General features: G+C 44.5%; 32 protein-coding genes and 1 pseudogene. 11 read left to right on the forward strand and 22 right to left on the reverse strand.

What is annotated here, in order from left to right; all coding sequences use genetic code 11:
* Positions 1-92 precede the first annotated feature (92 nt).
* From BM278_RS04805 to BM278_RS04815, 3 genes are all read left to right on the forward strand, one after another.
* Positions 93-821 (forward strand): alpha/beta hydrolase, encoded by a 729-nt coding sequence (locus tag BM278_RS04805; RefSeq protein ID WP_090948215.1) that lies wholly within the window; start codon positions 93-95, stop codon positions 819-821.
* A 68-nt stretch (positions 822-889) separates the two neighbouring features.
* Positions 890-1,411: a YjcG family protein gene (locus BM278_RS04810; RefSeq protein ID WP_090948216.1), complete on the forward strand. Its 522-nt coding sequence runs from the start codon at positions 890-892 to the stop codon at positions 1,409-1,411.
* 1 nt (position 1,412) lies between these two features.
* The gene (locus BM278_RS04815) at positions 1,413-1,847 is read left to right on the forward strand and encodes a GNAT family N-acetyltransferase (protein WP_090948218.1); all 435 of its coding nucleotides are present in this window, start codon (positions 1,413-1,415) and stop codon (positions 1,845-1,847) included.
* Positions 1,848-2,319: 472 nt separating this feature from the next.
* Here BM278_RS04815 and spoVIF read toward each other — a convergent pair whose 3' ends face one another.
* The 3 genes and pseudogenes from spoVIF to BM278_RS04830 form a co-directional block, all read right to left on the reverse strand.
* Positions 2,320-2,574 carry a sporulation-specific transcription regulator SpoVIF gene (spoVIF, locus tag BM278_RS04820; RefSeq protein ID WP_090948219.1) on the reverse strand — a complete coding sequence of 85 codons (255 nt, stop codon included), beginning with the start codon at positions 2,572-2,574 and terminating at the stop codon, positions 2,320-2,322.
* Between the two features lie 121 nt (positions 2,575-2,695).
* Positions 2,696-2,776, reverse strand: a pseudogene (locus BM278_RS19170) (YjcZ family sporulation protein); the annotation flags it as partial.
* 123 nt (positions 2,777-2,899) lie between these two features.
* The gene (locus BM278_RS04830) at positions 2,900-3,136 is read right to left on the reverse strand and encodes a hypothetical protein (RefSeq protein WP_090948221.1); all 237 of its coding nucleotides are present in this window, start codon (positions 3,134-3,136) and stop codon (positions 2,900-2,902) included.
* Between the two features lie 133 nt (positions 3,137-3,269).
* On the opposite strand from BM278_RS04830, the gene BM278_RS04835 reads away from it, so the two are divergent.
* Entirely contained in the window at positions 3,270-3,590 is a 321-nt protein-coding gene (locus BM278_RS04835; protein ID WP_090948222.1) for a thioredoxin family protein, read from the forward strand.
* Between the two features lie 83 nt (positions 3,591-3,673).
* Here BM278_RS04835 and BM278_RS18635 read toward each other — a convergent pair whose 3' ends face one another.
* The 15 genes from BM278_RS18635 to fabI form a co-directional block, all read right to left on the reverse strand.
* Positions 3,674-3,847: a hypothetical protein gene (locus BM278_RS18635; protein ID WP_167359577.1), complete on the reverse strand. Its 174-nt coding sequence runs from the start codon at positions 3,845-3,847 to the stop codon at positions 3,674-3,676.
* A gap of 15 nt (positions 3,848-3,862) precedes the next feature.
* The gene (locus BM278_RS04840; protein ID WP_090948223.1) at positions 3,863-4,723 is read right to left on the reverse strand and encodes a DUF421 domain-containing protein; all 861 of its coding nucleotides are present in this window, start codon (positions 4,721-4,723) and stop codon (positions 3,863-3,865) included.
* A 12-nt stretch (positions 4,724-4,735) separates the two neighbouring features.
* Positions 4,736-4,942, reverse strand: coding sequence for a DUF1657 domain-containing protein (locus BM278_RS04845; RefSeq protein WP_090948224.1), 207 nt, complete (start codon positions 4,940-4,942; stop codon positions 4,736-4,738).
* A gap of 15 nt (positions 4,943-4,957) precedes the next feature.
* Positions 4,958-5,314, reverse strand: coding sequence for a stage V sporulation protein AE (gene spoVAE / locus BM278_RS04850; RefSeq protein WP_064552434.1), 357 nt, complete (start codon positions 5,312-5,314; stop codon positions 4,958-4,960).
* Positions 5,314-6,327, reverse strand: coding sequence for a stage V sporulation protein AD (gene spoVAD, locus BM278_RS04855; protein ID WP_090948226.1), 1,014 nt, complete (start codon positions 6,325-6,327; stop codon positions 5,314-5,316). The genes spoVAE and spoVAD overlap by 1 nt, the downstream gene beginning before the upstream one ends.
* The gene (gene spoVAC, locus BM278_RS04860; protein WP_090948228.1) at positions 6,327-6,806 is read right to left on the reverse strand and encodes a stage V sporulation protein AC; all 480 of its coding nucleotides are present in this window, start codon (positions 6,804-6,806) and stop codon (positions 6,327-6,329) included. Before spoVAC ends, spoVAD begins: the two co-directional genes overlap by 1 nt.
* Positions 6,807-6,817: 11 nt before the next feature.
* Positions 6,818-7,294 (reverse strand): YhcN/YlaJ family sporulation lipoprotein, encoded by a 477-nt coding sequence (locus BM278_RS04865; RefSeq protein ID WP_090948337.1) that lies wholly within the window; start codon positions 7,292-7,294, stop codon positions 6,818-6,820.
* Positions 7,295-7,419: 125 nt separating this feature from the next.
* Positions 7,420-7,626 carry a DUF1657 domain-containing protein gene (locus BM278_RS04870; protein ID WP_090948230.1) on the reverse strand — a complete coding sequence of 69 codons (207 nt, stop codon included), beginning with the start codon at positions 7,624-7,626 and terminating at the stop codon, positions 7,420-7,422.
* A 125-nt stretch (positions 7,627-7,751) separates the two neighbouring features.
* A complete protein-coding gene (locus BM278_RS04875; RefSeq protein WP_090948231.1) occupies positions 7,752-7,958 on the reverse strand; it encodes a holin in 207 nt (68 codons plus the stop codon).
* A gap of 21 nt (positions 7,959-7,979) precedes the next feature.
* Entirely contained in the window at positions 7,980-8,189 is a 210-nt protein-coding gene (locus BM278_RS04880; RefSeq protein WP_090948232.1) for a hypothetical protein, read from the reverse strand.
* A gap of 76 nt (positions 8,190-8,265) precedes the next feature.
* Complete coding sequence (locus tag BM278_RS19450; RefSeq protein WP_279625744.1) at positions 8,266-8,391, reverse strand: hypothetical protein; 126 nt, start codon at positions 8,389-8,391, stop codon at positions 8,266-8,268.
* 37 nt (positions 8,392-8,428) lie between these two features.
* The gene (locus BM278_RS18640) at positions 8,429-8,578 is read right to left on the reverse strand and encodes a hypothetical protein (RefSeq protein WP_167359578.1); all 150 of its coding nucleotides are present in this window, start codon (positions 8,576-8,578) and stop codon (positions 8,429-8,431) included.
* A gap of 20 nt (positions 8,579-8,598) precedes the next feature.
* Entirely contained in the window at positions 8,599-8,946 is a 348-nt protein-coding gene (locus BM278_RS04885) for a DUF1360 domain-containing protein (protein WP_090948234.1), read from the reverse strand.
* On the reverse strand, positions 8,933-9,355 hold the full coding sequence (locus BM278_RS04890; RefSeq protein WP_090948236.1) for a CotO family spore coat protein: 423 nt from the start codon (positions 9,353-9,355) through the stop codon (positions 8,933-8,935). Before BM278_RS04890 ends, BM278_RS04885 begins: the two co-directional genes overlap by 14 nt.
* A 307-nt stretch (positions 9,356-9,662) precedes the next feature.
* Positions 9,663-10,439, reverse strand: a complete 777-nt coding sequence (gene fabI, locus BM278_RS04895; RefSeq protein ID WP_090948238.1) for an enoyl-ACP reductase FabI — start codon at positions 10,437-10,439, stop codon at positions 9,663-9,665.
* Between the two features lie 170 nt (positions 10,440-10,609).
* On the opposite strand from fabI, the gene BM278_RS04900 reads away from it, so the two are divergent.
* A complete protein-coding gene (locus BM278_RS04900) occupies positions 10,610-11,782 on the forward strand; it encodes an FtsW/RodA/SpoVE family cell cycle protein (protein ID WP_090948239.1) in 1,173 nt (390 codons plus the stop codon).
* A 156-nt stretch (positions 11,783-11,938) separates the two neighbouring features.
* Positions 11,939-12,676, forward strand: coding sequence for a bis(5'-nucleosyl)-tetraphosphatase PrpE (prpE, locus tag BM278_RS04905; RefSeq protein WP_090948338.1), 738 nt, complete (start codon positions 11,939-11,941; stop codon positions 12,674-12,676).
* Between the two features lie 16 nt (positions 12,677-12,692).
* Here the strand turns inward: prpE and BM278_RS04910 are convergent, their stop codons facing one another.
* The 4 genes from BM278_RS04910 to BM278_RS04925 are packed head-to-tail and all read right to left on the reverse strand — an operon-like array spanning position 12,693 to position 15,465.
* Positions 12,693-13,595 (reverse strand): RluA family pseudouridine synthase, encoded by a 903-nt coding sequence (locus tag BM278_RS04910; protein ID WP_090948240.1) that lies wholly within the window; start codon positions 13,593-13,595, stop codon positions 12,693-12,695.
* 28 nt (positions 13,596-13,623) lie between these two features.
* Positions 13,624-14,418 carry an NAD kinase gene (locus tag BM278_RS04915; RefSeq protein WP_003252306.1) on the reverse strand — a complete coding sequence of 265 codons (795 nt, stop codon included), beginning with the start codon at positions 14,416-14,418 and terminating at the stop codon, positions 13,624-13,626.
* A 23-nt stretch (positions 14,419-14,441) separates the two neighbouring features.
* Positions 14,442-15,074, reverse strand: a complete 633-nt coding sequence (gene yjbM, locus BM278_RS04920) for a GTP diphosphokinase (protein WP_013401439.1) — start codon at positions 15,072-15,074, stop codon at positions 14,442-14,444.
* A 16-nt stretch (positions 15,075-15,090) separates the two neighbouring features.
* Positions 15,091-15,465, reverse strand: coding sequence for a UPF0738 family protein (locus tag BM278_RS04925; protein ID WP_090948243.1), 375 nt, complete (start codon positions 15,463-15,465; stop codon positions 15,091-15,093).
* A 130-nt stretch (positions 15,466-15,595) separates the two neighbouring features.
* Here BM278_RS04925 and BM278_RS04930 point away from each other — a divergent pair, with 130 nt between their 5' ends.
* The 5 genes from BM278_RS04930 to BM278_RS04950 all read left to right on the forward strand — a co-directional run bounded on the left by BM278_RS04930 (position 15,596) and on the right by BM278_RS04950 (position 18,639).
* Positions 15,596-16,186: a CYTH domain-containing protein gene (locus BM278_RS04930; protein WP_090948244.1), complete on the forward strand. Its 591-nt coding sequence runs from the start codon at positions 15,596-15,598 to the stop codon at positions 16,184-16,186.
* Positions 16,186-16,788: a lytic transglycosylase domain-containing protein gene (locus BM278_RS04935; protein ID WP_090948245.1), complete on the forward strand. Its 603-nt coding sequence runs from the start codon at positions 16,186-16,188 to the stop codon at positions 16,786-16,788. The genes BM278_RS04930 and BM278_RS04935 overlap by 1 nt, the downstream gene beginning before the upstream one ends.
* A gap of 105 nt (positions 16,789-16,893) precedes the next feature.
* The gene (locus tag BM278_RS04940; RefSeq protein ID WP_090948247.1) at positions 16,894-17,307 is read left to right on the forward strand and encodes a globin domain-containing protein; all 414 of its coding nucleotides are present in this window, start codon (positions 16,894-16,896) and stop codon (positions 17,305-17,307) included.
* On the forward strand, positions 17,300-18,190 hold the full coding sequence (spxH, locus tag BM278_RS04945) for a ClpXP adapter protein SpxH (protein ID WP_090948248.1): 891 nt from the start codon (positions 17,300-17,302) through the stop codon (positions 18,188-18,190). Before BM278_RS04940 ends, spxH begins: the two co-directional genes overlap by 8 nt.
* 254 nt (positions 18,191-18,444) lie before the next feature.
* Positions 18,445-18,639, forward strand: coding sequence for a hypothetical protein (locus BM278_RS04950; RefSeq protein WP_090948249.1), 195 nt, complete (start codon positions 18,445-18,447; stop codon positions 18,637-18,639).
* Positions 18,640-18,654: the final 15 nt, after the last annotated feature.

An 18,654-nucleotide genomic window follows, 5' to 3' on the forward strand; every position in this document is an offset into this window, starting at 1 on the left:
AAAAACGGATACTAGCGCGCTGCGTTTGTTAACATGGTTTAACAAAATATGCTACAATAACAGAAAGAATTTGTTTTTATGGAGGATGCATCATGGCAGCACAAAAAGGGGCAATGCGCGATTATACGATTTATAGCAATGAACTGAACGAGGAAATCACGCTGCTTGCCTATTTGCCCAGCACGTTTTCTCCGTTTCATCAATATTCTCTTTTGATCGCACAAGATGGAAAAGATTATTTTATGTACGGAAAAATGAAAAGCGTCATCGAACAGCTGATGGAAAGCGGAAAAATTGATCACACTATTGTCGTTGGCATTCCGTATCATGATGTCAAAGACCGCTATGAGAAATATCATCCGAATGGAAAGAAAAACAGCCGCTATTTGCGTTTTTTGGCACATGAGCTCGTGCCATTTCTCGATCAAACGTTCCCTACGTACCAAATCGGAAAAGGACGCGCGCTCATCGGCGATTCCCTCGGCGGCACCGTATCGCTAATGGCAGGATTATTGTATCCGCATACATTTGGAAAAATCGCGATGCAGTCGCCATATATAGACGAAGGAATCATCGAAAAAATTCGACAGTTTTCCGACCCATCATTATTGCAAATTTACCATTCGGTCGGCAAAAACGAAACGGCGGTCAAAACGACGGATGGAAACGTGCGCGACTTTATCACGCCAAATCGGAAGGCGAAAGAAGTGTTTTTACAAAAAGGTTTTTTGTACGAATACAACGAATTTGCTGGCGGCCATGCATGGACGTATTGGCAGCCTGATGTCCCGCTCGCGGTTGAGCGCATCCTTGCTTTGTAAGCACACTACAACACTTTTCGGAATTTTGTTATAATGAAGTACCAATGATCATAAGGAGGGATTTTTTTATGAAATATGGCATTGCTTTATTTCCTTCAAAGCGAATACAAGATTTTGCTAACTCATATAGAAAGCGCTATGATAGCCATTACGCCCTCATTCCGCCGCATTTAACATTAAAAAAACCTTTTGAAGCCGATGACAAGCAAATTCAAGAAATGGTGAAAGAATTGCACAAAATCGCCGCGGAAACAGACGTCATCCCGTTAAAGGTGACAAAGTTCAGCTCGTTTTACCCAGCAAGCAATGTCATTTATTTAAAAGTGGAGCCAAATGAAACGTTGCAGCGCCTCCATGAACGGCTTCACAGCGGGATCTTTACCGGCAATCCGGAATATGTATTCGTCCCTCATATCACCATCGGCCGCGATTTGCCAAACGCTGAATATGCCGATGTGTATGGGCAGCTACGGATGCAACACGTTCATTTCGAGGAAACCGTTGACCGCTTCCATCTTCTTTATCAATTGGAAAACGGCTCATGGACGGTATATGAAACATTTCATCTAGGAGGAAAGGAACAGAAGTAACATGAACGTAGCAATCGGAAGAAAAAGCGATACCCCTCTATATAAAGATGCATTGCATGTCCGGCGAACTGTGTTTATCGAGGAGCAGCATGTTCCGGAAGAAGAAGAAATCGACAAATTTGAGCAAGACGCTACACATTTCGTTTTGTACGACGGGGAAAAACCGGTCGGCGCCGGCAGGTTCCGCACGATCGATGACGGTGTTGGCAAAATCGAACGAATTTGCATTTTGCCGCAATATCGCGACCGCGGTGCAGGAAAGCAGCTGATGGAAACGATCGAGATGTTCGCGAAAGAACAAGGCATCCGAAAAGTAAAACTGAATGCACAAACACATGCGGAGCCGTTTTATCAGAAACTTGGATATGACACTGTTTCCGACGTGTTTATGGATGCTGGAATTCCTCATGTAACGATGGTAAAATCGCTTCTTTAAGACCGTATCGAACGACGGTACGGTCCTTCGTCACATTTTCCTGCACCTCTTGCGCTGACCGTGATGATTGCCGTGCGCTGTTAATCCCAATGATTGCGTCAAATTCCTCACTTGCATGATTTCCGGTATGACATATCCCCCTCCATCATAAGCCGCCCGCTTACTTTATGCTTTCGCCGCGCAGCCGACAGTCTCATCCTCGTCATTGTGTAAAATCCCCTCTCCGTCTGGTAAACTCGGGCCATCGGAAAATAAAACTGCTTTTTGCCTCAGTTTCTCTTTATACCATTTTTGGGACTGAATCCAGCAGTGACAACTGTCGATGCACGATTGTTGCAACGCTTTGATACGGCACGGTTGTACCTAAAAAAGCAACGCACATCGTCAATCATGCAAATTCCATATTCCTTTCACCGTCGATGGAAGCGAATAAAAAGGGAGCTCCGATTTTTTTTCGAAAGCTCCCTTTTGCTTACTTTTTGCCCAACATATCAGCGATCGTATTGAAGTCGAGCTGTTTGCCGCTTTGAACGATCGTTTTGACGATTTGATCTTCCAGCTCTTTTGGCACTCTCCGATTGGCGATTTGCGCGACGCGATGAATCACATGGCGCACCGTTTTTTCATCTTTAAAATTGGCATTTTGCAAAGAATTTGCTAATTCAAATATGTCTTTCATATTAACTCCCGTTTTCTTTTCAATGTTTTTGAAAAACTGATTATCCATTTTCACCAAATCCTCCTTCTCCCCTTATATCGTATGATAAGGAAAAACAAAAAGTGCATGCGCCGAAAGAAAAAAGTACGAGCCGCCCGTTGAATAGAACAGCTCGTACCTGTCAACGACGTTAGCCTACAAACGCAGCACCGACAATAATTAATAAAATAAACAACACGACAATCAACACAAAGCTACTGCCATAGCCGTAGCCGCCATAACCTCCATAGCCATAACCGCAACACCCAAAGCCCATAATGGTGCACCTCCTTACGCTTTGTTACTTTATCTTATTCATTGCATTCGTAGCTGGTATAGGCATATGTGGAATATGTTACCCAAATAATTGAAACAGCTTCGAAAATTCTTTTTCCTTCTTCGCAAACCATTTGTTTATATCATCTAAGTTTCCTTGGACGTCTTTTAAAAATTGGTTATTTAACTTTTCGATTTCCCGTATTTGTTTATCGAAATTGTTTCCCCACTGTTCAAACAACTTTATAAACTGTTCATGCCCCTCTTTTTTCGAATTCGCCCACGTTTCCAGCGCTTTTTCTAGCTCCCGGCTCACCGTATCCGCCTCCCTTCTTACCATTTTATGTATGCAATTTAGCAAATAACGTGCCAAGGCATATGAATTCTTTTTTTCCTGCAAAATGTGATAAAGTATAAGCGACACTACTTCGTTCAAGGAGGAATTTCCGTTGAAAGAGCTACAAACAGCTGAACAATTTCAAGAGGTCATTTCCAGCCAAAAACCAGTAATTGTAAAATTTTATACGACATGGTGCCCAGATTGCGCAAGAATGAACATGTTTATCGACGACATCGTTAACGAATATTCACAATACGACTGGTTCGAAATGAACCGCGACAATTTTCCAGATCTCGCTGAAAAATACCAAGTGATGGGCATCCCAAGCTTGCTCGTCTTCCAAAACGGAGAAAAAATTGCCCATCTTCATAGCGCCAATGCGAAAACGCCAGAAGAAGTAAAACAATTTTTGCAGTCATTAACCGCATAAGCTTTTTCAAGCAAAAAAGCCGCTAGAAAGCGGCTTTTTTCATCAAAACTTGCAACGTCCACCATATGAAAAACATCGATCCATCATTCATGCCCTATCGCTTCATCATCTTTTGGCTGGCGCACGTCATTGTTTCCGCCGTGCATAAATTCGATCGCTATTTCTTCATCCGTTGTATTCGCTCTTCGTTGATGGCCGCTTTTTCTCAATTCGATCGTAATTTCTTCGTCTGTCGTCCGAATTCGTTTTTGTTCCACTGTTATACTCCTCCTTTAGTTTTTTAAAAACGGCGCCACTTTTTGCAATAATGCTTGCATTTTTTTCGCGTTTGCTTCATATAGCGCTTTTGCTTCTTTTGCTTCTGTTTGCAGAGCGAATAATTCAAAATCCGCTTGTACTTTTTTGATCGCGGCTAACAATAGCTTCTTCTCTTGCGGCTCAGGAATTTGGATTTTATCGTCATACAAGTCGATCGTCAACTGTCCATAAGAATCGACTTGCGCCAAAAATACGTTTTCGACCGCTACCCCTTGTTTGTCTAGCTGCTGCTTGAGCCAGCCGCGGTTTAGTCCCATCGTCGCAAGCGGTTCATCCAAAATCATGCCATCCATAATGACAGTTTGCGGTTCTTTCTCTGACGGTGGATTTGGAAACACATCTCCGACGGTTAACGGCTGTTTTTCCCGTTTCAGCAGCACGTTTAAATCGCCGTTCGGCTCGAGTACCGCAAATTCCACATCTGCTACGCGAAACACGTCTTTTTTGCGAAGTTGTTCGAGTAATTCGTCAACTGTATATTTTTCCCGTTTTAGATTTTCTTCTAATATTTTCCCATTTTTAATGAAAAGGGTAGAATTTCCCTCCACAAAATCACGAAATTTTTTATTTCGAAGTGAAATGCGAGAAGTGAGTACCGGGAACAATGACCAAATTAAAATACTTGTAATTCCTTCCTCCAGACTAATGCTCAAATCCATTGACATTGTTCCAGCGATATCGCCGACAGTAATGCCGACAATATACTCAAAAAATGAGAGCTTCGATAGCGGTTTTTTCCCTAGTATTCGCGTAATGATAAACAAGCCAATGATGATGGAAATCGAACGAATTGCTACTTCTAACCATACAGGCATCGATCATGCTCCTTACTTTCCGTGATATTGTGGCTCCTCCCATTCCAGCTTGCCGATGCGCTTTTTGATATCGGCGATAATTTCTTCTGTCATCATCATCGCCTCATGAAATGTCCGCTGCGCCTGTTCGTCTTGCGAAATGAGAGCGAGCTCTTGCAGTCCGGCATGAATGCTTTTTAAGCTCGCTAAGCTTTGCTTTACTTGTGAAACAACGGTCATCGCTTTTTTCCTCCTTTATCCTTTTGGCCGGAATAATAGTGCGCCGATAAAGCCGAATACGATTGCCGCCGAAATGCCTGCACTTGTGACTTCAAACATTCCTGTCAGCACTCCGACAATGCCGTGTTTTTCCGCTTCCTGAAGCGCTCCGTGAACGAGCGAATTTCCAAAGCTTGTAATCGGAATGGTAGCACCGGCGCCGGCAAAATCAATGAGCGGCTCGTACAAACCGAAACCATCTAAAATCGCGCCGGCGACAACGAGCAATGTTAACGTATGTGCTGGCGTCAATTTAAATACATCCAGCAAAATTTGTCCAATAACGCAAATTAGTCCACCGACAACAAACGCCCAAAAAAACATCGCGATCATCATCGATCACCTCCATACTCAATCGCCACCGCGTGAGCAATGCAAGGAATCGTTTCATTTTGCTGGAACGACAGCGGCGATAAAAGGGCACCAGTCGCGACAGCGAGAATTCTTTTTAACTCCCCCCGCTTCATTCGGTTTAGCAAATGCCCGTATACGACAATGGCGGAACAGCCAGCGCCGCTTGCGCCGGATAATACGGGCTGGCCTTCCCGGTAAATGATCAACCCACAGTCTTGATAGCGCTCTTCCTCTATATTCATTCCATGCTGGCGCAGTAAATCGAGCGATATTTCCCGTCCGATCTTTCCTAAATCGCCGGTGACGATTAAGTCATAATAAGAAGCGTCAATTTGCATATCGCGCAAATGCGCTTCGATCGTATCGACTGCTGCCGGCGCCATCGCTCCTCCCATGTTGAACGGGTCGCTCAATCCCATATCGACAACCCGGCCGATCGTTGCCGACGTGATGTGCGGTCCATCACCATAAGAGCTGATGAGGGCCACTCCCGCCCCCGTTACTGTCCATTGGGCGGTTGGCGGCTTTTGCCCCCCGTATTCCGTTGGATAGCGGAATTGCTTCTCCACCGCCGCGTTATGGCTCGCCGCCCCAGTCAATATATAGTCTGCCCCGCCGTAATTCACAATAAAAGCGCTTAATGCCAATCCTTCCATCGAAGTGGAGCAGGCGCCAAACACCCCTAAATACGGAGCGCCGATCGTTCGTGCCGCAAAGTTTGTCGGCGTCATTTGATTAATTAAATCGCCCGCAATGATCAACTGCACTTTTTCTTTTCCTAGACCGACTTTTTCCATCGCTTTGAACATCGCTTCTTCGAGCAGCACCTTGTGCGCCTTTTCATACGACTGCTCACCGAGCCACAAATCCTCATGAAGCAAATCAAAATCATCGGCGATGCGGCCGTTTGCTTCGAACGGCCCTCCGACAGTCGCTGTTGACAAAATCGTCGGTTTGTTTTCAAACACCCATGTCCGATGCCCTTTCAGCATTATAAACCACCCCACTGCGTTGCGATCGTTTTTATTAGTGCAACGACAAAGGCGGCAAACGTGCCGAATAAAATAACCGATCCTGCCAGCTTGAACATGTTCGAGCCAACCCCAAGCACAAATCCTTCCGTCCGATGCTCAATCGCTGCTGAAATCACCGCATTTCCAAAGCCTGTAACAGGAACGGCGCTTCCCGCCCCGGCAAATTGCGCAATCCGGTCATACACCCCAAGCCCGGTGAAAATCATCGAAAGAAATATCATCGTCGCTACGGTAGGATTGCCCACCGTTTGTTCCGTAAAATCAAAAAAGTACATGTAAAAATACGATATCGCTTGTCCAATCGTACAAATGACCCCACCGACAAAAAATGCGCGAATACAGTTTTTCACGACAGGACGTTTCGTTTCCCGTTCTTTCTCGAATAAATGATATTCTTGTTGTGTGGGAGTAAGTTTTTTCCGTTTCTCGTTTGCCATCATGCCACCCCTTATGTGCGCTCTTTGCTTAATTGTCTGATCTTTTCAATTTGCTCATCGACTTTCTGCTCATTCCAGTTTTTCTTTCCCAATTTTCCACGCAATTCTTCTGTCTTCCAAAATATTTTTAAATCGCTTGATGAAACAATTTGATAATTGGGAAATAAGCGTATTAATTGTTGGTCAATTTCTTTTTCGATTTGTTTGCGGTAAAAGCGATGCATATGCTTGATTTGATATGCAACAAGCAGTTTTTCGCTTGTGTTCACGGCAACGGCGTCTTTTATATCGTCTCTTTCCTTAATGCGCGCAACCGCTCGCTCTGCTGTTTGCTGATTGATATTATTCCGTTGTATCTCCCCATTTGTATTTGTTTTCATAAAGCCGGATCCTTGCAGCGACTGTTGCTTCACTCCCTGTTCTTTCGCGCAGCCGCCCATCCATATGCAAATAACGATTGTTGCAAACAACCATTTTCTCATGTTCATCAACCCATCCATATATGTATTTTCGTTGGAAAAAGGTTGGCATACACCAACCTTCCCCATCATCGTTTTGCAAAACTTTGTTCTCGTATCGCTGTCTCCTGATTTCTAAAGAACTTCTTTTGCTTTTATTGCTGTTTATATTGCGGTTCTTCGTTTTCAATTTCTTGCGCGCGAGAGTTTACTAAATCAACGATCGCTTGCGTTTGTTGCGCTGCTTGTTGATAAAGTTGTTTCGCTGCTTGGTTTTCCGTTTGCAGCGCGAACGTTTCAAAGCTTGCCTGAGCTGCTTTTAAGCCTGCTAATGCTTGTTTTACTTGAGTTGCGACAGTCATCCTTATTCCCCCTTGTGGTAATATCGATTACAATTGTTAGAATGGATTTTTTTCGGAAAAATATAATTGTCATTTTTTACAAAAAAAAAGACTGTCCATTGAAACGGACAGTCTTTTGCTTATGCTTATTTTTCTTTACGATTTATTTTGTCAGAGTAACCGCGGCCAATCGATGGGTTATTAATAATCCCGGCCATGACAAGAATGCTTAAAAATGCTTCGTACAGTCGCTCGTACTTCCCTAAATCGATATCAACGCCAAATGTTTGCAATGTCAAGAAGGCAAAAGAACCGACAGCAAGCCAAAGACCGTAGTTTTTAAAACGTTCCACTTATATTCCCCCGCCATTTCATTAAATCCAAGAAAAAGGTTTTCTTTCTTTTTCGTCATCATCACGCGGTGCTTCGCCATGAGCGTCCTCAACTATTTCTGCGTCTGTGCGGTGCGGAAACAGCCACGAATCGCGAACGCGCCTTTTTGGGATAATCACCACATCGTCCGCATGAACAATTAGTTTATCGACATGAATAACACGAGGCTTTTTACGATTGGACACGCCCATTCCTCCCTTCCTGTCGCCTAGTTGCATTGTTAGACTATGCAACTAGACGGATGGAAGTATAGGCATTTTTCACAGTTCACCCATTATTTCTTTTTATCGTTCTGCCGCAGCCGCATCCCCCCGCCCGCTTCACGGGAGCCGTTTTGGGAGAAAGCGCCCTCGTTACTTTAATGGGCTGAAGCGATCGAATCGGTTTTTTCATCATCTTTAACCTCCATGCTATTTGATGTACTATTAGTTTATGTGGCGCGGACAGAATGTGTTTCTTCTTTTTTGTCACGTTTATATAGCAGCTGCCGAAAGCTTTTCTCAAGTAAAAGCGGAACGAAAAACACGCAAGCTCGACAAACATTTTCGTTCGTTGCGGCTACTTTTCGTATTTCCTGCATCCATCATCAGTCTCCCAGTGTTATGAATCAAATTTTTCCATTGCCCACTCCATAAAAGAAGCTCCCCCAGCAATTGCCAATATCACAAGAAGCGGATAAAAAATAATGGGATAGAGCATATTGCCGATATAAAGAACAGCAGCACACCAAACCCCCGTGCACCAATAGCAGCTGAGCAGCTCCCCGATCCAGCGGCGTAACCCGTTTCCCTTTACGCGCAAAAAAGATTGGACCGTTCCATCCGGCAGCGTTTCTTCGACAATTTCGTGAAACGGCTTTCGCAAAAATGCGGTAATCGAATCGTACATGACTAATCTCGTTAGGCGAAACGTACTTAAAATAAAAAGAAAAAGCTCAGTAGCGGTCACGTCGTTCTTCTTCTCCCTCCTCCAAAAGCCCGATCAATGCAAGGGAAACAACCTCCTTTCTAGGGATTACAGCCTCCCCGAAAGCGGTATCCATGACTATTTCCATTCCATCATATTGGCGAATGATTCCTTCTCTTTCTCCGTTCGTACTGATGAGCTTGCATTTGATATTGGAAAGATGCGCTGGGAGATTGGCCAAAAATGACAGCTGTTCTTCTAGCGACATCTGTTGAAACTGCTTTTCCTGCTGTTGATCAAGATTTTTTTCGGCAAGTTCTTCGCTCCTCGTTCTTTGCCCGACGGCCGCTCTGCTTTGAAACGTTCGTTGCATGTAAGCAACCACACGGTCCAGCTTTGGCTGCACGATATAAAGAAGCGGCTCATTTTCTACCATGTCACGCCGTTCCATCGATCATCACCTCCTCTTTCATCTGTTGCTTTATTATATGTATGCCGTTTATCACAAGAATTGCCCAGAAGTTTGTCAAAAAAACAAGCTGCTCCTTCCATCAGTAAGGAACAGCTTATTCATTATTGTTTGGTTCTTACGCAATCTCGATGATAAGTAGTGACTAATTGAGAAAATCGGCCCAAAAATAAGAAGTTTTGGGCTTCTAATCTCAATTATTTTGCCTTTTTCACTAAAAGAACGTAAGAACCATATTTTAAAAGCGCTTTTTGCTACAGGACGAGCGTGCCGCAACGTTAACTTTTTATTAATATCCTAAAATATGATATCCAGAATCGACATGGATAATTTCGCCCGTAATGCCGCGAGATAAGTCGCTAAATAAAAACAGCGCCGTATCGCCGACTTCTTCTTGCGTCGTTGTGCGACGAAGCGGAGCGCGTTCTTCAATTTGTTTTAAAATCGAGTTAAAATCGCTAATTCCTTTTGCTGACAGCGTGCGAATCGGCCCGGCCGAAATCGCGTTGACGCGGATGCCGTATTTTCCTAAATCGTTTGCTAAATATTTGACGCTGGCATCCAACGACGCTTTTGCCACTCCCATAATGTTATAATTTTGTACGACGCGCTCACCGCCAAGATAAGTTAATGTTACGATGCTTCCGCCTTCAGTCATCAGTTCTTTCGCTTCCCTAGCGACCGCGGTTAATGAATAAGCACTGATGTTATGGGCGAGCAAAAATCCTTCACGGCTTACTTTCATATATTCCCCGCTTAAATCTTCTCTGTTCGCAAACGCAATGCAGTGGGCAATCCCATGAATGACGCCGACTTGCTCCTTAATTTGTTGGAAACATTGGATAATTTCCTCATCTTTCGTCACATCGCATGGCAAAAGCAGAGAGCGTTCATCTTCCAACGTATCAACAAGGGAACGAACCTCTTTTTCAAAACGCTCGCCGGCGTATGTAAAAACAAGGCGCGCCCCCGCCGCATGCAAAGATCTCGCAATTCCCCAAGCGATGCTGCGCTTATTCGCCACACCCATCACGACATATGTACGTCCTTTTAGCGATAAATTCATTTGTCATCCTCCCATATCGATAAAATTAATATTTGTTATTAGTACCTAGTGTTAATTTTATTATATGATAAGTCTTACAGAAAGTAAATGAATCAAACCTCTTTGCAAAAATGTCGTAATTCGTTAATATGGTATATGGCACGCTTTTATTATGACGGAGAGGGTCAAATATGGGACAAGATCGGCTATCGCAATCAAAACTTGATTATAATTTATTGTTTATTTTGTTTTTAATGGCAATTGTCAGCGCGATCGCAATTCATAGCGCCGAGGCGACGCTGCCGGAAAAATTGCAACATGTCAATTTTGCCTATAAGCAACTGCAATGGTACGCGATCGGAGCTGTCGTGATCGCGTTAACGATGATTATCGATTATGACCGGTTTTTTCAAATCGCGTGGTATTTATATGGATTTGGCATGCTGCTGCTTCTCGGTCTGGAGTTGAACGTCCCGGGCACGGTGACAAATAAAGGGGCAACTAGCTGGTACAAACTCCCAGGTGGGAATTTTCAGCCATCAGAACTGATGAAAATTTTTATGATTATCGTCCTTAGCCGCATTATCGTTAACCATCGTGAAAAATATCCGGAACCAACGATGAAAGATGATTTCAGGCTGCTTGGCAAAATCGCGCTAACCGTGCTGCCGCCGCTTATTTTGCTTGCGAAGCAGCCTGATTTAGGAATGTCGATGGTGTTTGTCGCCATTACCGGTTCGCTTGTGCTTGTTTCGGGCATCCGCTGGCGCATTATTTTTGGGATTGTGTTTTCCGTATTGATGATTCTCGCTATTCTCGTATTTATTTTTTTTCAATTCCCTAACTTTTTCCACAAATATATTTTAGAAGACTATCAGTTAAATCGTTTTTATGGATGGCTTGCTCCTTATGAGTATTCCAATGAACAAGGGTTCCAGCTCATCCGCTCTCTGCTTGCCATCGGTTCCGGAGAATTGTATGGGAAAGGCTTTGGCAATTTGCAAGTATATCTTCCGGAGGCGCACACCGACTTTATTTTCGGCGTCATCTCCGAACAATTTGGCTTTATCGGCGCCAGCATCGTCATTTCCCTCTTTTTCTTACTCGTATATCGCATGGTGCATATCGCCTTGGAGAGCAACGATTTATACGGAAGCTATTTGTGCGCCGGCGTCATCGGCATGATTACGTTCCAAGTGTTTCAAAACATCGGCATGACGATCGGCCTGTTGCCAATCACTGGTCTTCCTCTTCCATTTATTAGTTACGGAGGAAGTTCGCTTGCCACGTACATGCTGGCGATCGGCCTTGTGCTTAACGTGCATTCGCGCACGAAAAAATTTATGTTTTCTTCGGACGAATAAAAAGCCGCATGATCAGCGGCTTTTTATTTTATAATAATCATTGCCATTTCCGCAAACTTCTTCACTGTCGGATGAGGGGGGCTCACTGTCTCCTCATGTTGTTTTAATGCAGAAGGAGTGAAGATTCCCGGAAAATGCGAAAGGAGAACAAAAATGATGAAAATCGACATCATCGGCGATATTCACGGATGCTACGCGGAGTTTGTAAAACTAACTAAACAGCTTGGATATGAATGGGACAGGGCAATCCCCGTTCATCCAGACGGAAGGAAACTCGGCTTTGTCGGCGATTTAACCGACCGCGGCCCACAATCATTGCAAACAGTGGAAGTTGTCTGTTCCCTTGTCGAGCGCCAGTCCGCTTATTACGTTCCCGGCAATCATTGCAATAAACTGTACCGCTTTTTTTTAGGAAGAAACGTGCAAATTACGCATGGCCTTGAAACAACAGTGGCAGAGTATCGCGCATTGCCGCCGGGCCGGCAGGATATGATTCGCCAAAAATTTATAAAACTGTATGAAACGGCACCGCTATACGCCCAGCTGGACAATGGCCGCCTTATTATCGCCCATGCCGGCATCCGCCAAGATTACATTGGGCGAACCGGCAAAAAAGTGCAAACGTTCGTGCTTTACGGCGATATTACGGGAAAAACAAATCCGGACGGAACGCCCGTCAGGCGGGACTGGGCAAAACATTACAATGGAGAAGCATGGATTGTATACGGCCATACTCCCGTAAAACAGCCAAGAATGATCAATCATACGATCAACATTGACACCGGCTGCGTATTTGGCGGCGCGCTGACCGCTTTTCGCTATCCGGAAATGGAGACCGTTTCTGTCCCTTCTTCCATGCCATATGTACCGGAAAAATTCCGAACGTTTGACTAGCGCCAATCCCTGTCTCCTACGAACGAAGCCGCTCGATCAGCCGCTGCATATCATCGGGAAGCGGGCAAGAAAACGTATATTGCTGTTTCTTCAATGGATGGAAAAATGAAAGCTCCTTGCTGTGCAGCGCCTGGCGGTCAATCGCATTCCGGCTCCCACCATACAATTCATCCCCGGCAAGCGGATGGCCGATATGTGCCAGATGAACGCGAATTTGGTGGGTGCGGCCTGTCTCAAGCTGCAAGGATAAGTGCGTATAATCACGGAACCGTTGCAGCACGCGAAAGTGCGTAACAGCACGCTGCCCGTCTTCGCGAACTTCCCGCGCAATAATGCTGTCGCTTTTCCGGGCGATCGGCGCATCAATCGTTCCTTCGTCCTTGCTGACGCGTCCGTGGCAGATCGCTTCATACCGCCTTGCCACTTTGCCTTGTTTTTGCAATGTGGATAAAAGATGATGAATATGGCGGTGCTTGGCGATCAGCACAAGCCCGGAAGTATCGCGGTCAAGCCTTGTCACAACATGAATCGTCGATGTTAATTGCTGCTTTTCGTAATGATATAGCAGCGCGTTGGCGAGCGTGCCGCCTGGATGCTCGCGCGATGGAATCGTCGCCATAAACGGCGGCTTATTGACGACGATGACATGCTCATCTTCATACACGATATCTAAAGGAATCGCTTCCGGTGCCATTCCTTCGCTTGGCAGTTCCGGAGGAAATACGACGCGCAGCGTCTCCCCTTCGCCAAGGCGATGGCGGACCGTCACCGGCTGATCATTGACATAAATCGCTCCGCCATGAAATTTAATATCGATCAATGCCGTTTTTGAAATCCCGTTTTCTTTTAAAAACTCGCGAATAAGTTTGCCTTCGTCTTGTTTTGTAACAATCCAAGTGAGCGTAAACTGCGACAACATTGTCTACCTGCCTTTATGTGCTTGTTTGTCAATCGGCGATAAATGAATCGCGCACCCGCTTCCAAAACGGAAACGGCCGAAAGCGTGCAAAACGAATTTTCTCATTGGCGACACGGCACTGAATCGATTTCACATCTTTATGCAGTAGTGATAAATGGTCAATCGTAATTTGAAAATCGACATTGTTTACCGGTTTTAATATGCATGTATGATGGGCGGGAAGAACGAGCGGTGATCCGATCGTGCGGAATACCCGGTTGTTAATCGACGCCATCTCGGTAACTTGGATCGCTTCAAGCGACGGATGCAATATCGCACCGCCCAACGCCTTGTTATAAGCCGTGCTTCCTGTCGGCGTAGAGATGCATAACCCGTCGCCGCGGAACGTTTCAAATAGATCGCCGCGAATTTCCACATCGATCACAAGCGTGCCGCTGACGCTTTTCACCGTGCATTCATTTAAAGCAAGATATTTCGTTTCACGCTCCCCGTTGATGTAGCGAATGGTCACTTCCAATAACGGATATTCCACGACTTGGTATGGTGTTTTCGCAATGGCGATGACTAATTTTTCGATTTCTTCCGGTACCCAGTCGGCGTAAAATCCTAAATGACCGGTATGAACACCGACAAACGCCGTTTTATCCAAGCGGCGGCAATAGCGATGGAACGCATAAAGCAGTGTGCCGTCGCCGCCGACGGAAATAACAAGATCAGGTTCTTCTTCATCATACTGTAAATCAAAATCAAGCAAATATGTTTTAATTTTTTGCGTAAGTATATTCGATGTCTCATCTCCTTTGGACGTAACGGCAAATTTCATCGGCGCTTGTTTTTCTTTCATCGTTATTCCCCTTTTGCATCCTGTTTTCGCGAAAAAGCTGCTTGTGCTTCTTGAATTTCGAAGCGGATTTTTGACATTTCTTCATCCAAACGGTACGCCGCTTCCGCAGCGCGCTGCAACCTTACTTTAATATCTTCGGGAAAGCGGCCGCTATATTTATAGTTTAACGAATGTTCAATTGTTGCCCAAAAATTCATGGCGAGCGTCCGGATTTGAATTTCTGCTAAAATTTTCTTTTCTCCGCAAATCGTTTGCACCGGATAGCGGATCACCATATGATAAGAGCGATAGCCACTCTCTTTTTTTTGGGTGATGTAATCCCGTTCTTCGACAATTTCAAAATCATTCCGTTTGCGAAGCAGCTCTACTACCGTTTTAATATCATCGACAAATTGGCACATCATGCGGAGCCCCGCGATATCTTGCATTTGTTCTTCCAATTTGTCAAGCGGGATATTTTTCTTTTGCGCTTTATCGAGAATGCTTGCCACCGGCTTTACTCTTCCGGTAACAAATTCAATCGGCGAATGCACCCCCAGCATTTCAAACTGAGCGCGCATTCCTTTCAATTTCACTTTTAGTTCTTCTACCGCCTGTTTGTATGGCGCCAAAAACAAATCCCAATGTTTGACCATGATACCACCACCAATGTTATGTAAGAAAAATTTCTTTTACCGCCTGTTCCATTTGTTCACCGTAATTGGCGTTTCCATCAATATTTTCAATTAAATACGCCAACTCTTCCTTGAAATTTGTCAATTCCAGTTCCACCGTTCCGCTTTGCAAAAAGATCGGAATGTCTTCCGTTAATACTCGTTTCATATCAGGCCAAAGCTCGTATGGAATCGCAACGTAAATAAAATCTTCCTCCGTTTCCAATATATAAATAAACGCGATATTATCTGAATCAACAAGCATATGATTTTTTGGTTTTGCATGTTCCAACGAAAATGAAGGATGATCGCTGATCAGCCATAATCGCTCGTTTCGTTTTTCTATTTTTTCCACCATTAATTTCTTTCGCATGCCAAATCTCCTTCCACATTAAGCAGTTCTTTTTTATTTTACCATAACCACCCTATGCATAATAAGTAATTGATATTCAGCAATAAACGTCCGATAATAAAATTAAAGAGAACACAAAAGGGGAGCAAACATGAATCAAGAAATAGAAATCGAATTTAAAAATTTATTGACGAAAGAAGAATTTGACAGAGTTCGTCAAACATTTCATATTGCCGACAATGCTTTTGAGCATCAAGAAAATCATTATTTTGACACGCCGCAGTTTTTGCTGAAAGAAAAACGGGCGGCGTTGCGAATTCGCGCAAAAAACGGCATCTATACATTAACGTTGAAGCAAACGACGGCGCAAGGAACTTTGCTTGAGACACATGAACGGCTGACAAAAGAAGAAGCGGACGCTCTCTTAAACGGTACAGCCGTTGTCCAAGGCTCTATTGCGCAAATCCTTCGAGAAATCGGCGTTCCGCCCGAACAGCTGCGACATTTCGGCACGTTGGCAACCGACCGTGCGCAATGGTCTTACGAAGGCGGCACACTATTTCTCGACCATAGCCACTACTTGCAAACCGACGATTACGAATTAGAGTATGAAACAGAAGATGCAGAAAGAGGAAAACAGCGATTTTTCCAGCTCCTTTCTTCGCTGCATATCCCGATTCGGCCAACTGCCAATAAAATTCAGCGCTTGTACGCGAAAAAATACGGAGAGGAGGAACAATAATGGACGTTTCTACACTAAAACTATTGCTCGAACTTCAAGCGTTGCAAACTTTCTCGCCGAGCCGCCCGAACACCGCGAATCAAAGCAGCACGAACACATGGTCATTTGCGCAACTGCTCGGGGAGTTTTTGGAACAACAGCAGCCAATGCCACCAATGCAAAAAAAACTAAAAGCTCCGGCGCCGCCAGCAGCAGGAAAAGCGCCTTCTTTAAAAAATGCGGATGAAAGCATCGATGCGTTGATCGCTCAGGCGGCGGAAAAATACGATGTTGATCCGCAACTGATCCGCGCCGTCATCCGCCACGAGTCTAATTTTAATCCGAAGGCGCAAAGCCGCGCCGGCGCAGCTGGACTGATGCAGTTAATGCCAAGCACCGCAAAAATGCTAGGGGTACAAGACCGGTTTGACCCGGCGCAAAACATCGAAGGCGGTACAAAATATTTGCGAATGTTGCTTGACCGCTATAACGGCAATGTCTCGCTTGCGCTTGCCGCGTATAACGCTGGCCCTGGAAACGTCGATCGCTATGGAGGAATTCCGCCATTTTCCGAAACAAGGGCATATGTGGAAAAAGTGCTTAACACATATTACTCCATATAATTGCTCCTTTTGTTCGAGTCACTTTGTTTGAGATAAATAAGCTTCATTGTTAAAATAGCAGTAAAATCATCGTACACAAACATTTTACTCAAAGGAGCATTCACAATGGCTGAACAATGGCAAACACTTTACGAGGCGATCGGTGGAGAAAAGACGGTTGCACGGCTTGTGGAAGCTTTCTATAAACGCGTTGCCAAACATCCTGATTTAAGCCCGATTTTTCCGGACGATTTAACAGAAACGGCGAGAAAACAAAAGCAATTTTTAACGCAATATTTAGGAGGGCCGCCGCTTTACACGCAGGAGCACGGGCATCCGATGTTGCGAGCGCGCCATTTGCGTTTTGAAATTACGCCAACTCGCGCCGAGGCATGGCTCTCCTGTATGCGCGCGGCGATGGATGAAATCGGTTTGTCTGGACCGGCGCGCGAACAATTTTATCACCGTCTCGTTTTAACTGCCCATCATATGGTCAACACCCCTGACAATTTTGAAAGAAAGGAGTATTCCCTTGAATGACAAATTAGCTGGGAAAGCTGCCCCGGATTGGTGGCACGCTTCCCAGCCGCGCAACAACGAGACAAAGCCGTTGGAAATTTATTTGTTTATCGATCCAATATGCCCGGAATGCTGGGGGCTTGAACCAATCATCAAAAAACTAGTGATTGAGTACGGACGCTTCTTTACATTGAAGCACGTGTTAAGCGGAAAGCTGGCGACGCTTCATATGCGGAAACGCCATAAGCCGGAAACGATCGCTAAAGTGTGGGAGCGGACGGCAAGCCGTTCGGGAATGTCTTGCGATGGGAGCCTATGGCTGGAAAATCCAATTTCTAGCCCATTCGCCCCATCGATCGCTATTAAAGCGGCAGAATTGCAAGGCAAGCGCGCAGGGATTCGTTTCTTGCGCCAATTGCAAGAATTATTGTTTTTGGAAAAGCAAAATGTGTCCGATATTTCCGTGTTGATCGATTGTGCAACGCGCGTCGGGCTGGACGTCGATGAATTTGTTCGCGATTTGCGGTCGCCAAGCGCGTCAAAAGCGTTTCAATGCGATTTAAAAATTACGTCAGAGATGGATGTAAACGAAATTCCAACGCTCGTCTTTTTTAACGAGAACATCGAAGATGAAGGAATTAAAATTTCCGGATGCTATCCTTACGAGATTTACGTCGAACTTATTTATGAAATGCTTGGCTTCCAACCCGAACCATCCCCTCCTCCCCCGCTCGAGTCATTTTTAAGCCATTTTAAATTCGTCGCCACAAAAGAAATCGCAGTTGTTTATAATATGACCGTAAACGAGGCGGAAAAAGAAATGAAAAAACTGCAGTTGAAGCAAAAAGTGGAAAAGGTACCGGTAAAACACGGAACGTTTTGGCGCTATATCTCTAAAGAATAAAGAACAAGGAAAAGCCCGGCAAAAAGCCGGGCTTTTCCTTGTTGTCAAGACAACAAAGGGGATGGGAGAAATTTTTCACGGTCAAACAAAGGGGTATAAAGTTTTTGTGATTTCATTCACGTTATTATCTTAACAAACGGTCTCAAGTTTTGGCAACCACTTTGTGCTTTTGTTCACATTATTGTCATAAATATGGAAGAAATCCGCTTTGATATTCATATAATAAAATTAGGTTCTACAGAAAGGGGAAAAAAATGAAACGAATCACGTTGTTCATTTGGGGATTCATTGTGCTCATTGCCTTTTGCTTAAATTTGTTTGGCCTTATGCATCTTATTCCACCGCTGATTACGATGCCGCTTTTATTTTTTTCCATCTTTGGTTTTTTAGCAACTTGGAACAGCCGCAATCAATTTAAAGGATTTTATCAAAAGCGAATGTGGCAATAACGCCACATTCGCTTT

This window comes from Parageobacillus thermantarcticus (genome assembly GCF_900111865.1).
In the GTDB taxonomy this organism is placed as follows: domain Bacteria; phylum Bacillota; class Bacilli; order Bacillales; family Anoxybacillaceae; genus Parageobacillus; species Parageobacillus thermantarcticus.

What these genes read in the sequence shown, in the direction of transcription:
- BM278_RS04915 (WP_003252306.1), bottom strand. Translation starts at nt 14,418, where the DNA reads ATGAAATTTGCCGTTACGTCCAAAGGAGATGAGACATCGAATATACTT.
- BM278_RS04840 (WP_090948223.1), bottom strand. Translation starts at nt 4,723, where the DNA reads ATGCCTGTATGGTTAGAAGTAGCAATTCGTTCGATTTCCATCATCATT.
- prpE (WP_090948338.1), top strand. Translation starts at nt 11,939, where the DNA reads ATGAAAATCGACATCATCGGCGATATTCACGGATGCTACGCGGAGTTT.
- BM278_RS04805 (WP_090948215.1), top strand. Translation starts at nt 93, where the DNA reads ATGGCAGCACAAAAAGGGGCAATGCGCGATTATACGATTTATAGCAAT.
- BM278_RS18640 (WP_167359578.1), bottom strand. Translation starts at nt 8,578, where the DNA reads ATGCAGGAAATACGAAAAGTAGCCGCAACGAACGAAAATGTTTGTCGA.
- BM278_RS04935 (WP_090948245.1), top strand. Translation starts at nt 16,186, where the DNA reads ATGGACGTTTCTACACTAAAACTATTGCTCGAACTTCAAGCGTTGCAA.
- BM278_RS04940 (WP_090948247.1), top strand. Translation starts at nt 16,894, where the DNA reads ATGGCTGAACAATGGCAAACACTTTACGAGGCGATCGGTGGAGAAAAG.
- BM278_RS19450 (WP_279625744.1), bottom strand. Translation starts at nt 8,391, where the DNA reads ATGAAAAAACCGATTCGATCGCTTCAGCCCATTAAAGTAACGAGGGCG.
- fabI (WP_090948238.1), bottom strand. Translation starts at nt 10,439, where the DNA reads ATGAATTTATCGCTAAAAGGACGTACATATGTCGTGATGGGTGTGGCG.
- spoVAD (WP_090948226.1), bottom strand. Translation starts at nt 6,327, where the DNA reads ATGCTGAAAGGGCATCGGACATGGGTGTTTGAAAACAAACCGACGATT.
- BM278_RS04865 (WP_090948337.1), bottom strand. Translation starts at nt 7,294, where the DNA reads ATGAACATGAGAAAATGGTTGTTTGCAACAATCGTTATTTGCATATGG.
- BM278_RS04950 (WP_090948249.1), top strand. Translation starts at nt 18,445, where the DNA reads ATGAAACGAATCACGTTGTTCATTTGGGGATTCATTGTGCTCATTGCC.
- BM278_RS04930 (WP_090948244.1), top strand. Translation starts at nt 15,596, where the DNA reads ATGAATCAAGAAATAGAAATCGAATTTAAAAATTTATTGACGAAAGAA.
- BM278_RS04870 (WP_090948230.1), bottom strand. Translation starts at nt 7,626, where the DNA reads ATGACTGTCGCAACTCAAGTAAAACAAGCATTAGCAGGCTTAAAAGCA.
- BM278_RS04925 (WP_090948243.1), bottom strand. Translation starts at nt 15,465, where the DNA reads ATGCGAAAGAAATTAATGGTGGAAAAAATAGAAAAACGAAACGAGCGA.
- spoVAE (WP_064552434.1), bottom strand. Translation starts at nt 5,314, where the DNA reads ATGATCGCGATGTTTTTTTGGGCGTTTGTTGTCGGTGGACTAATTTGC.
- spoVIF (WP_090948219.1), bottom strand. Translation starts at nt 2,574, where the DNA reads ATGGATAATCAGTTTTTCAAAAACATTGAAAAGAAAACGGGAGTTAAT.
- BM278_RS04910 (WP_090948240.1), bottom strand. Translation starts at nt 13,595, where the DNA reads ATGTTGTCGCAGTTTACGCTCACTTGGATTGTTACAAAACAAGACGAA.
- BM278_RS04880 (WP_090948232.1), bottom strand. Translation starts at nt 8,189, where the DNA reads ATGGGCGTGTCCAATCGTAAAAAGCCTCGTGTTATTCATGTCGATAAA.
- BM278_RS04810 (WP_090948216.1), top strand. Translation starts at nt 890, where the DNA reads ATGAAATATGGCATTGCTTTATTTCCTTCAAAGCGAATACAAGATTTT.
- spoVAC (WP_090948228.1), bottom strand. Translation starts at nt 6,806, where the DNA reads ATGGCAAACGAGAAACGGAAAAAACTTACTCCCACACAACAAGAATAT.
- yjbM (WP_013401439.1), bottom strand. Translation starts at nt 15,074, where the DNA reads ATGGTCAAACATTGGGATTTGTTTTTGGCGCCATACAAACAGGCGGTA.
- BM278_RS04900 (WP_090948239.1), top strand. Translation starts at nt 10,610, where the DNA reads ATGGGACAAGATCGGCTATCGCAATCAAAACTTGATTATAATTTATTG.
- BM278_RS04815 (WP_090948218.1), top strand. Translation starts at nt 1,413, where the DNA reads ATGAACGTAGCAATCGGAAGAAAAAGCGATACCCCTCTATATAAAGAT.
- BM278_RS04845 (WP_090948224.1), bottom strand. Translation starts at nt 4,942, where the DNA reads ATGACCGTTGTTTCACAAGTAAAGCAAAGCTTAGCGAGCTTAAAAAGC.
- BM278_RS04890 (WP_090948236.1), bottom strand. Translation starts at nt 9,355, where the DNA reads ATGGAACGGCGTGACATGGTAGAAAATGAGCCGCTTCTTTATATCGTG.